Annotated in this window: 11 protein-coding genes; 4 read left to right on the top strand and 7 right to left on the bottom strand. The window is 35.0% G+C overall.

Annotation, left to right across the window (positions count from 1 at the left end):
- Window positions 1–14: 14 nt before the first annotated feature.
- Complete coding sequence (locus AQ616_RS12140) at window positions 15–1,649, top strand: amidohydrolase (protein ID WP_069686005.1); 1,635 nt, start codon at window positions 15–17, stop codon at window positions 1,647–1,649.
- 114 nt (window positions 1,650–1,763) lie between these two features.
- Here AQ616_RS12140 and putP read toward each other — a convergent pair whose 3' ends face one another.
- From putP to pruA, 3 genes are all read right to left on the bottom strand, one after another.
- Window positions 1,764–3,254 carry a sodium/proline symporter PutP gene (gene putP / locus AQ616_RS12135; RefSeq protein WP_069685904.1) on the bottom strand — a complete coding sequence of 497 codons (1,491 nt, stop codon included), beginning with the start codon at window positions 3,252–3,254 and terminating at the stop codon, window positions 1,764–1,766.
- A gap of 215 nt (window positions 3,255–3,469) precedes the next feature.
- Entirely contained in the window at window positions 3,470–4,468 is a 999-nt protein-coding gene (locus tag AQ616_RS12130; protein WP_017796472.1) for a proline dehydrogenase family protein, read from the bottom strand.
- Window positions 4,469–4,554: 86 nt separating this feature from the next.
- Window positions 4,555–6,102, bottom strand: a complete 1,548-nt coding sequence (pruA, locus tag AQ616_RS12125; protein ID WP_069685903.1) for an L-glutamate gamma-semialdehyde dehydrogenase — start codon at window positions 6,100–6,102, stop codon at window positions 4,555–4,557.
- Window positions 6,103–6,360: 258 nt separating this feature from the next.
- Between pruA and AQ616_RS12120 the strand changes: the two genes are divergently transcribed.
- The 3 genes from AQ616_RS12120 (at window position 6,361) to AQ616_RS12110 (ending at window position 10,000) form a co-directional block, all read left to right on the top strand.
- Complete coding sequence (locus tag AQ616_RS12120; RefSeq protein ID WP_069685902.1) at window positions 6,361–7,719, top strand: sigma-54 interaction domain-containing protein; 1,359 nt, start codon at window positions 6,361–6,363, stop codon at window positions 7,717–7,719.
- Window positions 7,720–8,116: 397 nt separating this feature from the next.
- A complete protein-coding gene (locus tag AQ616_RS12115; RefSeq protein ID WP_139136359.1) occupies window positions 8,117–8,287 on the top strand; it encodes an aspartyl-phosphate phosphatase Spo0E family protein in 171 nt (56 codons plus the stop codon).
- 171 nt (window positions 8,288–8,458) lie between these two features.
- A complete protein-coding gene (locus tag AQ616_RS12110; protein WP_017796468.1) occupies window positions 8,459–10,000 on the top strand; it encodes a multicopper oxidase family protein in 1,542 nt (513 codons plus the stop codon).
- 99 nt (window positions 10,001–10,099) lie between these two features.
- Here the strand turns inward: AQ616_RS12110 and AQ616_RS12105 are convergent, their stop codons facing one another.
- The 4 genes from AQ616_RS12105 to AQ616_RS12090 form a co-directional block, all read right to left on the bottom strand.
- Window positions 10,100–10,519 carry an HIT domain-containing protein gene (locus AQ616_RS12105; protein WP_017796467.1) on the bottom strand — a complete coding sequence of 140 codons (420 nt, stop codon included), beginning with the start codon at window positions 10,517–10,519 and terminating at the stop codon, window positions 10,100–10,102.
- A gap of 21 nt (window positions 10,520–10,540) precedes the next feature.
- Window positions 10,541–11,119: a helix-turn-helix domain-containing protein gene (locus tag AQ616_RS12100; RefSeq protein WP_240490503.1), complete on the bottom strand. Its 579-nt coding sequence runs from the start codon at window positions 11,117–11,119 to the stop codon at window positions 10,541–10,543.
- Window positions 11,120–11,284: 165 nt separating this feature from the next.
- Entirely contained in the window at window positions 11,285–12,187 is a 903-nt protein-coding gene (locus tag AQ616_RS12095; RefSeq protein ID WP_069685901.1) for a hydroxymethylglutaryl-CoA lyase, read from the bottom strand.
- Between the two features lie 450 nt (window positions 12,188–12,637).
- On the bottom strand, window positions 12,638–13,819 hold the full coding sequence (locus AQ616_RS12090) for a serine hydrolase (protein WP_069685900.1): 1,182 nt from the start codon (window positions 13,817–13,819) through the stop codon (window positions 12,638–12,640).
- Between the last annotated feature and the right edge of the window lie 75 nt (window positions 13,820–13,894).

The raw sequence follows: 13,894 nt of genomic DNA, 5'->3' as shown, positions 1-13,894 counted from the left end.
TATACATTAATTCTATGAATACGATCATTACAAACGCCAAAATTATTACTATGAATTCGGAGAATGACATTGCTGGGTCATTCTCTATTAAATTTGGGAGGGTAGAAAAAATTTGGCACTCTCCTTTACCTCCAAAAGAGGTATTGAATAGTGTAAAAACTGAACAAATCCTTGATATGGGAGGTAAGACATTACTACCAGGATTTATAGATACTCATAGCCATTTATTAATGTATTCTCTATTTAAAAATCAAGCTAATTGTAGCTCACCTTTAAATCAATCAATATCTGATATTCTCCATCAATTGAAGTTAAAATTAAAAGAAATCTCAAAAAATGACTGGCTCTTAGGTTGGGGTTATGATAATACATTATTAAAAGAAAATAGACATCCTACTCGTTATGAACTAGATCAAGTTTCAACCGAGGTTCCTATCATGATTCGTCATACTTCAGTTCATTTTGCAGTTGCAAATACAAAGGCTTTAGAAATTGCCGGACTACATAAAGGTAGTAAAGATCCTCAAGGTGGACATCTAGGCAGGGATAATGAAAGTGAGTTAAATGGCGTACTCTACGAACTACCTGCATTAGATTTAGTACAAGCAGTTATTCCTAACCCTTCTATTGAAGAGATGACTAAGTCCATAGAAGTTGGAGCAATTGATTATCTTGCTGAGGGTATTACTACTTGCACAGATGCAGGTGTAGGACTTGATTTAGGTATAGCAGAATATAATGCTCATATTCAAGCTGTAAAAACATTAAAAAACCCTATGCGTATGCGTTATATGATATTACATCATATATTAAATAGTGAGTTTCGAAATAAAAGTGCTACCGAACTGAATAATGACATTATGAGAGAAACCAATAATCGAGCAAAGTTAGATAGTGCGAAGTTATTTCAAGATGGCTCTATTCAGGGATTTACCGCATCTTTAAGAGAACCTTATTATACAAAGCCTCACGAACAAGGAGAATTACTTCATCAGCAAAAAGACTTTGAAAAAACCCTCCTTAACTTCCATCAAAGAGGATTTCGTTTAGCTATACATGGTAATGGAGACCGTGCCATCTCCTCTATTCTAAAAGGATATGAATATGTTCTATCTAAATCACCTAAAGAAAATCATTTACATCGTATAGAGCATGTGCAAACTGCTACAGAAGATGACTTAGATCAAATGAAAAAACTTGATGTAGCAGCATCTTTTTTCATAAATCATATATACTATTGGTCTGACCGTCATAAAAAATACTTTTTAGGACCTGAACGCACCTCAAGATTGAACCCTTTAAAGGATGCTACCGATCGTGATATTCTCTATACTCTTCATTCCGATTGTCCTATTACACCTATTTCGCCATTGTTCTCCGTTTGGGCAGCAGTAAATCGTATAAGTATGGAGCAAGAGATATTTGGAGAAAATCAACGAATTTCAGTTAAAAAAGCAATAGAAACTATGACAATTGATGGTGCTAGGCTGAATAATGATGAGCAAAATAGTGGAAGTATAGAAGTTGGAAAATATGCTGATTTCATCATACTTGATAACAACCCATTTGAAGTTGATAAAATGTATATTAAGAATATAAAAGTACTTCAGACATTTATTTCTGGAGAGAAGGTTTATCAAAGAAAATAATTTTTTCCGTAAACACTTTTAGCTATAATAAACAAGAAAAGCAGAAATACTTTTTCTTACTGTTAAAGGAACCGGTTATCTCGAATAGATAACCGGTTCCTTTAACAAATATTATTAAGATGTACTTTTATGATCTTTTAGACGTTTAACTGTTTCATCAAATTCTTTTTCCACTTCTGGATTCGGTTTATACGTAAGTATGCTTACTACAACAATCACAATCGTACTTAGTATAAAACCAGGAACTAATTCATAAAGATAGTCCGCTAATGGTGAATAACCCCATAAGAATACCGTTATTGCACCAACAATCATCCCCCATAAGGCTCCAGTACCTGTTGTTTTTCTCCAGAATAAAGAAAGTAACACCACCGGACCAAACGCAGCACCAAATCCTGCCCATGCGAATGATACAAGTCCTAAAATAGTATCATTCTTCTGCCAAGCAAATATAATAGCGATAAATGATATTAGTAGTACAGCTGCTCTACTCAACATCACATACGTTCTATCTGAAGCATCTGATTTAAAGACTGCTTTATAAATATCTTCCACAAGTGCAGATGAAGTAACTAGTAACTGAGAAGATACAGTACTCATTATTGCTGCAATTACTGCTGCTAAAAGTATTCCAGCGATAAATGGATGGAATAGAATCTGACCAAGTACTAGAAATACAGCTTCTGGGTCTGCTAAATTAAATTCAGGATTAGCATGGAAAAATGCCACACCAACTAATGCAGTTAATACAGCACCAATCAGAGAAATCACCATCCAGCTAATTCCAATGCGACGTGCGGATGTGGTCTCTTTTACTGATTTAATAGCCATGAAACGAACGATAATATGTGGTTGTCCAAAGTAACCAAGCCCCCAAGCAAGCGAAGAAATAATTCCTGTTGTAGTCGCTGCTGCGAAAAAGCTTAAGAAATCTGGATTAACATCTTGAATTAAATTTACTGTCTCTCCAACTCCGCCTAAATGAAAAATTGCCATTGTCGGCACAAGAATTAGAGCCAAGAACATCATCGTCCCTTGCACAACATCAGTAATACTTACGGCTAAGAATCCTCCTAGCAAGGTATATAAAATTGTAATAACAGCTACAATAATAAGACCTAAATGATAATTAAATTCAAATGAGCTTTCAAAGAAAACTCCTCCGGCCACCATTCCTGATGATACATAAAATGTGAAATAAATAAGAATAACTGCACCTGAAACAATTCGTAATATCTTGGAGTTATTTTTAAAACGATTATCTAAATAACTTGGAATTGTAATCGAGTTATTAGATACTTCCGTATACGTTCGTAACCTTGGTGCTACAATTAACCAATTCAACCATGCACCTATTGCTAAACCTATCGCAATCCAACCTTCTGCTAAACCAGATAAATAAATTGCTCCTGGTAGCCCCATTAGTAGCCATTGTGACATATCAGAAGCACCCGCACTTAACGCAGATGTAACCGGTCCTAGGCTTCTACCTCCAAGCATGTAATCGTCTAAGTTTGACGTTTTTCGATATGAGTATAGTCCGATAGCTATCATCGCTAAAAAGTATAGTCCGATAGCAATAAATTGATACGTAAATTCAGACATCCTATCTCCCTTTCGTCTTTTAATAATATATATATAACAAGCTTTCACACTTGGAATTTGTGGTACTTACGGTACTAATCATCCAATGTTGATTTGTTATTACATGTTGTCTTAAAGATGGAAAAAGGCTGAGACAGGAAGGAATTAAGAAGGGAAGGGAAATACCAAAGACTCTAGGGCAATCCCTTCAGTAACAATACAAATTGTCCTTAAATTTATTTTTTCCTTTTTTTACTAACAAACATCAATAACGATAGAGCAGCCACACCAGCTATAACTGGTTCTTTCTTTAGCTTATTCTCTTTCGTATAAAAAACATCTTTTAAAACCAAGTTAATATTCTGCGGTCGCTCTGCAAGCCTCCGCATGAAATAACCAAACCAATCGCTTCCAAACGGAATATACGTACAAAAATGATATCCTGCCTGTGCCAGTTCCTCATGCATTTCAGTTCGAAAACCATAAAGCATTTGAAACTCAAAAACATCTCTAGAAATATTATGCTCCTCAACAAAAGTTTTTATTTCATCAATGATATTATGATCATGGGTAGCAATGGAAGTAAATGTATTACCTAACAGCCTTTTTTTAGCAAGTTCCATAAAATTACGATCAATATCTTCTTTTGATGGATAAGCAATGGATGCATCTTCTTTATAGGCACCTTTCACAAGACGTATTCGTACATCCTTTAAAGCGGCCAAATCGTCCTCCGCACTATACAAATATGATTGTATTACCGTACCGACGTTGTCATACTCTTTTCGGAGCTCGTTTAGAGTCTCCAATGTTTTACCATAATGGATATGTTTCTCCATGTCAATATTAATAAAAATCTCAAAGCGTTTTGCAACTTTTAAAATCGCACGAATATTATTTAAACAAAAATTTTCATCAATGTCTAAACCCAGCTGAGTTAATTTTACAGACACATGGCAATCTAATCGTTGCTCATAAATCTTATAAAGCATGTCGATGATATCATCTCTCGCTTCAATTGCTTCTGATTTTTCTGTCACAAACTCACCAAGGTTATCTAGTGTACAAGATATTCCTCTACCATTCAAATCTTTGATTATTCCGATAATACTGTCAAAATTAGTTCCTGCGACAAACTTTTCCGCACCTAAACGAAATCCATATTTCTTAGCGTTGGTGTTCAACAATTTATTATTTGATAATCCTATAAAGAAATCTCGTGTTAGATTTGCCATCCTTCTATCCCCTTATTAAGAAACTAACAGCTTATATACGAGACTGGGACATAAAGTAGCTATTCATGCCCCAACCCCTCCCTTAATTAAAATCGTTCAGTTACAACTTTTGCATTTAAGAAATGCTGAAGGTAATCTGGTCCACCAGCTTTTGAGTCTGTTCCTGACATTTTAAAGCCACCGAATGGTTGATAACCTACAATTGCTGCAGTACAACCACGGTTAAAGTATAGATTTCCTACAAGAAACTCTGTTTGTGCTCGGTTAAGATTTTCGCGGTTATTCGAAATAACTGCACCAGTCAAACCATATTCTGTGTTATTTGCAATATCCAGTAATTCATCAAAATCCTTCGCTTTCGCAAATGCGACCACTGGTCCAAAAATTTCTTCTTGCATAATACGAGCTTGTGGATCTAAATCTTTGAAAATGGTTGGATGTACAAAGAAACCTTTACTATCATCAGTTTCTCCTCCAAAAACAAGCTCACCTTCTTGTTTTCCGACTTCAATATAATCTTTTATCTTATCGAATTGTTTTTGATTAACTACAGAAGCCATGTATACATTATCTTCCGTAGGGTTACCTACTGTAAGAGTTTTTGTGAGTTCTACTGATTTCTTAATCACCTCATCATAAACCGATTCATGAATAACTGCACGAGAACATGCAGAACATTTTTGACCGGAAAATCCGAATGCAGAATGAACAATTGATTCTGCAGCTAAATCTAAATCAGCTGACTCATCAACGATAATCGTATCTTTTCCACCCATTTCAGCTACCACACGTTTTAAATGAGTTTGGCCATCTTGAATTTTTGTTGCACGTTCAAAAATACGAACTCCCGTTGCACGAGATCCAGTAAAGTTAATAAAATGCGTGTCTTTATGATCGACTAAATAATCTCCGATTTCTGCTGGGTCTCCAGGTACAAAATTTAGAACACCTTTTGGTAATCCTGCTTCTTCAAGTACCTCTACTAATTTATAGGCGATTACAGGTGTATTTTCAGATGGCTTCAACAGTACAGGATTTCCTGCAACAATTGGAGCTACTGTTGTTCCACAAACAATTGCAAATGCAAAGTTCCATGGTGGAATTACTACACCTGGTCCCATTGGCTGATAGAAATATTTATTATCTTCATTTGGTCGATCTGCTAACGGTTTTCCTTGTTCAAGTTCAACCATATGACGTGCATAATACTCTAAAAAGTCAATTCCCTCCGCAGTATCCCCATCTGCCTGATCCCAAGGCTTCCCGGCATCATATGATAACCATGCTGAGAACTCATGTTTACGTCTTCTTACAATTGCTGCCGCTCGATATAGGACACGTGCACGATCTTCAGCAGACCAAGTTTTCCACTCTTTAAATGCTTCCTTCGAGGAAGAAAAAGCCTCTTCAATATGTTGTTGTGTTGCTTTCGATACTTGACCTACTACTTCTTTTTTATTTGAAGGGTTTACAGATACCAGTTTGTCATCGGTATATATTTTTTCACCGTTAATAACAAGCGGATAATCTTTTCCTAATTCTCCTTTAACCTTGGCTAATGCAGCTTGATAATCTTTACGGTTTTCCTCCACCGTAAAGTCTGTAAATGGTTCATGTTTAAATGGTAATACCATAAATAAAAACCTCCTTGAAAAATAATTCATAAAGAGTATTTATACTCTCTACTATTTTACTAGCAAAAAGGATGCCAACTTTCTGAAATGTATTCGATTTCAATGGGTTAGCCATTGGTATACCTGTTTTTTCAATTTTTTTCTAAAAACATAATCATTTTAATCCATGGAAAAATCAGAAATTTATTGTATACTATAATTACAGTTATTGTTTAGAAAGTTTACACTCATCTTTACAATGAAGGAGGATTTTTCTCAATGAATGATTATTTCTTTGAGCAATTATTAGAAGCCGAAGACGATGCAATTACAATTGTAGATACAAATAAAACAGTATTATATTGGAATAACGCAGCAGTAGATACGTACAACATTGAAAAGTCCACAATTATTGGTCAACCGATTACAAACTTTTTTGCTTACGATGACTTGATGGTAATGAAAGTTTTAGATAGTAAACAAGCAGTGCAAAATCAATACCATCGCCCACGAAAAGATAAACATGTAGTTGTAAACACTCTCCCTGTATTTGATAACAATCAATATTTAATTGGGGCCATTTCTGTGGAAAGAGATATCACCCAAATTGTAAAGTTAAACGACAATCTAGAGACTACTTCTGCAGAATTAAATGAATTACGGCAAAAAGTTTACCCAGCAAATTCCGAATCTCCATTTGTAAAGCTAAAAGGAAAAAGCGATGCTCTACAACAGATAATCCAATTGGCACGTAAGGCTGCGAGCACAAATGCAACTACATTGATTTTAGGAGAAAGCGGAACAGGAAAAGAAGTCTGTGCAAAGGCTATACACGAAGCAAGCGAGCGACGAAACCAACCTTTTATCCCCGTAAACTGTGGAGCCATACCGAGTGCTTTATTTGAAAGTGAACTATTTGGCTATGAAGGCGGCTCGTTTACAGGAGCAGAAAAGAAAGGTAAAGCAGGTAAAATTGAAATGGCTGATGGTGGGACACTATTTTTAGATGAGGTTGGAGAATTACCATTAGAGATGCAAGTAAAACTTTTACGAGTATTACAAGAGAATCGAATTTATCGAATTGGAAATTCACAAGGAAAACAGGTCAATGTTCGGTTTATCGCAGCAACCAATCAAAAATTGGAGCAACTAATGGATGAAAAACAATTTCGTTCCGATCTTTTTTACCGATTAAATGTGATCCAATTAACGATGCCACCTCTTCGTGAAAGAATAGAAGATATTGAAATACTAGCCAAAAGTTTTTCGAATCAATTTGCAAATAAATACCAAGTATTAGCACCTAATATTTCGGGGGAAGCATTTGAATATTTACTTCAATACCACTGGCCAGGTAATATCCGTGAACTACGTAATTTAATGGAGCGAATAATCATTCTTCACGAGAATTCACTTGTCCAAAAGGAAGATATGCAACTTTATCTGCCACAAGCAACTAATTTCAATTCTTACGAGACAATATCCAATCTACCAATGGAAAAAGAGGCAATGGAAAAACAATTGATAGAGACAACATTACAGCAGCTAGAAGGAAATAAATCAAAAGCAGCTAAAAAACTAGGAATATCAAGAGTAACTCTCTATCAAAAAATTAAAAAATATAATATAACTGTATAATTATTCGCATATATACTCTACTATTTTTTTGTTTTCGACATTATTTTCCGATTAAATGTAAGCATTTTCATCTAGGTAATAACTACTCTTTAATTATCCTAAAAAACGAAAGATAGCTTTCGTATTCCAAATAACGACTAAATTCGACATTATTAACGCTAATTTCTATTCTAAAAAATTAGAATAGCTTTTCTATTAAATTATTTTTCCTCCTTATAAATTAGGTCATATGAAGGTATTTCGAAAGTAGGATATATATTATACATTTTTATTGCATGAATATAATATCTAGTTTTGTCGAAAAGGTTTATTTTTATTTAATAATTTGAGATAATCCTAATCGTGTGAGACAAGCTAATATAAAAGTAGAGGTGCAAATAGAATAATGTATACAAAAATGAAAAAAAATGATAGAGAAAGTATCGTTCTCTCGATTGTAAAAAAAAGGGATGAAATGTTACGAATTGCTGAAGAAGATGGATTATCCTCTGAAAACACGATTATATGTAGCCAAGAATTAGATAATTTGTTAAATCAACTCAATGAATATACGAATCTTTCCACATAAAAAGGGGCTGCAGCTAATTGACAGCTCCTTTTTATATTTATTTTCCGTTATTGAGAAAACAATCTCAAAAAATAGTGTCAAATAGATTTACTATTAATAGGTAAACACCCAAACCATAACACCCAAAAAAACATAAAAGATAGTAATATGTTTTTATCGGGAGTGGAATAAATGAAATTAACAAAATTTGTAGATAAGCTTCCCATTATCTCTACATTAGAACCAACAAAAGCAAGCAATCGTTTAACATATTATGAAGTGGTTATGAAAGAATGTTGGCATAAGCTTCACCGCGATTTACCACCAACAAGGTTATGGGGGTATAACGGTCTATTTCCAGGACCAACCATAGATGTTTTCGAAGGGGAATTAGTACATGTTAAATGGATCAACCAGCTACCACAGAAACTCATATTGCCTTTAGATACTTCGATACATCACCTAGATCAAATGCCACAAAGTCGAACGGTAACGCATGTTCATGGAAGTGTAACAAAACCAGATAGTGACGGTTATCCAGAGGCATGGTTTACACGGGAATTTCAAGAGACTGGACCGGATTTTTCTCGAGAAGTATATGAGTATCCAAACAACCAACGTGCTGCTACACTTTGGTATCACGATCATGCAATGGGAATTACTCGTTTAAACGTATATGCAGGCCTTATAGGAATGTATATTATTCGTGGAGAAGAGGAAAAAGCCTTACAACTTCCGTCCGGAGAATATGAAATTCCTTTGGTTATTTGTGACCGCACACTTAATCCAGATGGTTCATTATACTATCCTTCTGGACCTGATGAGCCTATTCCAGGAGCACCATCCCCTTCTATTGTACCTGCTTATTTAGGAGAAGCTATTCTCGTTAATGGGAAAGCATGGCCTTATATCGATGTTGAACCGAGAAAATATCGTTTTAGACTATTGAATGCATCGAATACTCGAACGTATCGATTATCTATGAATGAGGAATTACCTATATATCAAATTGGTTCTGATGGTGGTCTATTACGTAAAAGTATTCCTACTCGACAAATCGTTATGGAACCCGCAGAACGTATCGATATTGTGATTGACTTTACCGAATTTGAAGGAAAGAGTCTGACTATAAACAATGATTTAGGCGAGGATGCAGATCCAGAAGATCAAACTAATAATATTATGCAATTTAAAGTTACAAAGCCTTTAACGACAAAAGATACGAGTAGAATTCCTAAACATTTAACGCATATACCTTCATTAAAGCAGAATTCAATAAATACCATTAGAAATCTAAAACTTGTAGGATCAGAGGATCAATTCGGAAGACCACTTTTATTACTCAATAATCAGTTATGGCATGATCCAATAACAGAGAAACCTCAACTCGGTGATACTGAAATTTGGTCCATTGTAAATGTTACTAATTTTACGCATCCCATTCATCTTCACCTCGTTCAGTTTCAGGTTCTTGATCGTCAACCCTTTGATCTAGAGAAATATAATGAAGATGGATCAATGATTTACACTGATGCTCCTATTCCACCTGCTGAAAATGAGAAAAGTTGGAAAGATACTTTAGCAGCACCATCCGCTCAAGTAACGCGCGTGATTGCAAAATTTGAACCTTTTACAGGAGATTACGTGTGGCACTGCCATATACTAGAACACGAGGATTACGATATGATGCGACCATTTACGATCGTAGATAAAGAAGAACCAGGAACTTCATAATAACTTCCGTCAGCGGGGATTTTATTTATCCTCGACTGATGGTTAAGGATTAATCCAAAAGTGACATAGTTTGTCATCATTTTTTGTTTAGTCAACTTTCTAGTTATAAGGAACTTCTTTGAAAGTTCGATTATCCGATTGTTTAAACAACGCACGAATACCTTTACCTACATACTTTTCGTCATCATACCTGGGAAGAATATGCAAATGCGCGTGAAAAATATGCTGCCCTGCAGTTTTCCCTGCATTCCACCCGATATTATAACCATTTGGTTGATGATGAACATCTATCCACTTTTTTGCTTCCTTTAATAAATCAAATGTCGACCTCCATTCTTCTTCAGAAAGATCAAATACTGTTTCACGATGCGCTTTTGGAACAATTACCCCTGCTCCTTCTAAAGGCGCTCCTTTTTCGAAGGTATCATTTAATTGCAAAAACATTGTATATTCATTCGATAGAATAACCGACTGTAATGGTTCATTTTCTACTTTACAAAACACACATTCATACTCCATTGGTTCCCTTCCCTCGTTTATTCATATTTGATCAATAAAACAAGTTAGTACCATGGCACCGCGATCATTTACTGGCAAAAACAAATGAGGTTTGGAACCCGCAAAATAAGCACTATCCCCTTTTTCTAAAAATTGCTTTTCTCCATTATAGAGTAGTTCCATTTCACCTTCTAATATGTAAATAAATTCATCTTGTGAGTGCGTATATGTCTTATCCTGACGTAAATTTCGATGTTTGGGCGTAACATGTACAATAGTGGGTTCTATTCCACTATACTTCGATCGATTGGCCAGTAATTCATATGAGTATCCCATACTTTCATCCCCGACTTTTGAAGGACGGTTATACTTTCGTTGAATAACTAAGTCTTGCTCTTCCTTATCATCAAGCACCCAAGCTAACGGTACCTTTAAAGCATCTGAAATCTTTGATAAGGTGGCGATAGCTGATGCTGTTTGACCGTTTTCTATTTTAGATAGAAGGCTTTTGGAAATCCCACACTCATCAGCGATCTGTTGTTGTGTTTTTTTATTTCTCAAGCGAACTTGCTTAATTTTATCTCCAATACTTTGCAGGTCGATGGGAACCATTCCTTCCATAATTTAATTAAAATCAATCTAATCATAATCTAGCATTGTTTACGAGTCAATCCATATTGATAGATAAAATGAGGCTTTTCTCTAAAGCCCAAATTTTAACCATAAATAAAACCCCAAACTATAATGCAAAATGTAGATACATTTGGTACTATAGTTTGGGGTTAATTATGCGTTTTTTAAATAAGCTAATGATCGACTAGGCAACGTTTTGTCTAATTTGTTTTGAATAAATACACCAGATTCCTGTAATTTCTTTTCGTCAATACCGGTATTGATGCCAAGCCCTTCTAATAAATATAAAACATCATTTGTAGCTACATTTCCTGCAGCTCCTGGAGCATATGGACAGCCCCCTAAACCACCTATGGTACTATCAAAACGATAAATTCCGTAATGCATGGCAGTCATAATATTAGCGATTGCCATTCCTCTCGTATCATGAAAATGCAGGATCAATTTCTCTTTTGGATAATGTTGTAACAAGAGTTCGAGTAATTGCTCGACTTGCGTCGGAACTGCTGTGCCTATGGTATCGCCTAACGATAAATCATCTACTCCACTGTCGATTAATTTCTCACATACCATCAGCACTTTCTCAGGGGCTATTTTCCCTTCATAAGGACAATCAAATACAGTAGAAATATATCCTGTTACATGCTTCCCAGCTTGTTTTGCTTCAACAATTACTTTATCTAAGACTGGATACGTATCTTGAATCGTTTTATTAATATTTTTTTGATTATGTGTCTCACTAGCAGACATAAATACGGACGCTCCATCAATTCCCGCTTCTAGCGCATATTCTAACCCTTTAAGATTTGGAACTAAAGCAGAATACGTAACATCCGGGTTTCTAATGATCCGCTTACCTACTTCCCTTGCATCTGATAAAGCTGGAATCATTTTGGGATTAACAAACGATGAATATTCGATTTCCTTTATCCCTGAAGTAGATAACATATTAATCCAATTTACTTTATCTTCTGTAGTTATCCACGTCTTTTCATTTTGAAGTCCGTCTCTCGGGCCTACTTCTTTTAATTGGACATAAGATGGTAATGAACGCATTGGTTCTCCCCCATTCCTATAATTGAATGCGCTTACAATAGGATATACGTAAATATCTTTATTGTTCTAATCAATTTCATAATTAGATATTTTATGTAAAATCTGGATGTTTGCTGCATAGATTTTTATTAAAGACGGACGCTTTCGGCAGGAGTTGTCGTCTTTCAAATGAAATTTAACAATTATGAAATTGACTCGTTTTAGAAAATCACAGATTTCAATCAAGTTTCTTTTCATTCAACTTTGTTGAATACAGTATATAATAAATATTCTTTCAATGTCAATTAGAATAAAGTACATTTCGTTCTTCCCTCAACTTGTGTTTCCTGAAAAGAATCGGACACTTACGGTTAGTTTATTCCACACTTAACCTCTTTTGCTAAGCCTGGTAGATACTAACTAAAAAACCTTAAGGGCTGATCATCCGAACACCTTAAGGTTTTCATTATATTATATAAATATATTATTCTTTCGTTTCTTCCTTCTTCTCCATAGTAAAAATAAAACGAGTATTATTATCGCTCCAACGACTCCAATTCCAATATAGAGGTATAGAGAACTTGTATTGTCTTCTTGATCTACATTTTCAATTTGATTATTCTTCATCATTGTTGGTTGTTTTTTCTCGACATTGTCCAACTGAAATTCTTTCAATAACTCTCCGTTGTCCTCTATAACAAGTTTCCCATTTTCATTAATTTCTTCCTCTACCTTTGATCCTTCTTCATGAACATAGGTTAAATCTTCACTATTTTTAAATTCCTTGCCATTCGCCATAAAAGAAGTGCCTTCATCAATCGTAGAAGGCTCGTAATGTTCAAAACCATAATCTAATAACTTTACCGTATCGGCATAGGTTTGTTCAGCAAGAGGCGTCTTCAAAGTGACTGCAATTAAGTGCATCCCATCTTGCTCGGCAGTTGTAACAAGGGTATAACCAGATTGAGACACAAATCCATTTTTCCCTCCGGTCACCCCATCATAAGGTATTTCACCTTTTACCATACGATGATGATTTAATATCGTTGTTTCCCATGTTTTACTTTCCCAATCCACGGACTTCATTCCAAATAACTTTACAAATTTATCATTTTGCAAAGCATATTTCGTTATTTTTGCAAGGTCCTCTGCCGTTGTATAATGATTTTCATTATACAAACCATGCGGATTATCAAAATTCGTATTTTTTATTCCTGCTTTTTCCTCGAAAAACTTCGTCATTTCTTCTGAGAACTTACTAACACTACCACTCATATGTTCCGCGATTGCTACACCAGCATCATTTCCTGAATTAATTAATAAGCCTTTAACAAGCTTACCGAGAGAGACTCTTTCTCCCTCAGCCAAAAAAACAGTAGTACCATCTGCTTCAGTAGCTTCTTCACTTATTTCTACTGCATCAGATAAATTCCCATTTTCTATTACATAAATTGCTGTTGCGATTTTCGTTACACTTGCTGGATACATTTGCTGATTTGCGTTTTTCTCTGTAAGAATTTGTCCAGATTCTGCTTCCATTAATATAGCTGATTCACTATCTAATGAAAGGTCTTCATCTGCTAACGCAGTAGTTGTCCAAATACAAAAATTAAGCGATGCTATTATAATCATGAGGTAAATTTTCTTCAGCATATCCAACGACTCCTCCAATTCATTCCACAAATAAGGATAATAGACATGTATATTCATGTAAATATATGAATAAAA

This window comes from Oceanobacillus sp. E9 (assembly GCF_001741975.1).
GTDB lineage: Bacteria > Bacillota > Bacilli > Bacillales > Amphibacillaceae > Oceanobacillus > Oceanobacillus kimchii.
This window is presented reverse-complemented; position numbering and strand designations above follow the sequence as displayed.

Excerpts from the sequence above, each read along its gene's own strand:
- pruA (WP_069685903.1), bottom strand. The coding sequence starts at position 6,102 with ATGGTATTACCATTTAAACATGAACCATTTACAGACTTTACGGTGGAG.
- AQ616_RS12120 (WP_069685902.1), top strand. The coding sequence starts at position 6,361 with ATGAATGATTATTTCTTTGAGCAATTATTAGAAGCCGAAGACGATGCA.
- AQ616_RS12100 (WP_240490503.1), bottom strand. The coding sequence starts at position 11,119 with ATGGAAGGAATGGTTCCCATCGACCTGCAAAGTATTGGAGATAAAATT.
- AQ616_RS12095 (WP_069685901.1), bottom strand. The coding sequence starts at position 12,187 with ATGCGTTCATTACCATCTTATGTCCAATTAAAAGAAGTAGGCCCGAGA.
- AQ616_RS12105 (WP_017796467.1), bottom strand. The coding sequence starts at position 10,519 with ATGGAGTATGAATGTGTGTTTTGTAAAGTAGAAAATGAACCATTACAG.
- AQ616_RS12090 (WP_069685900.1), bottom strand. The coding sequence starts at position 13,819 with ATGCTGAAGAAAATTTACCTCATGATTATAATAGCATCGCTTAATTTT.
- putP (WP_069685904.1), bottom strand. The coding sequence starts at position 3,254 with ATGTCTGAATTTACGTATCAATTTATTGCTATCGGACTATACTTTTTA.
- AQ616_RS12110 (WP_017796468.1), top strand. The coding sequence starts at position 8,459 with ATGAAATTAACAAAATTTGTAGATAAGCTTCCCATTATCTCTACATTA.
- AQ616_RS12140 (WP_069686005.1), top strand. The coding sequence starts at position 15 with ATGAATACGATCATTACAAACGCCAAAATTATTACTATGAATTCGGAG.
- AQ616_RS12130 (WP_017796472.1), bottom strand. The coding sequence starts at position 4,468 with ATGGCAAATCTAACACGAGATTTCTTTATAGGATTATCAAATAATAAA.
- AQ616_RS12115 (WP_139136359.1), top strand. The coding sequence starts at position 8,117 with ATGAAAAAAAATGATAGAGAAAGTATCGTTCTCTCGATTGTAAAAAAA.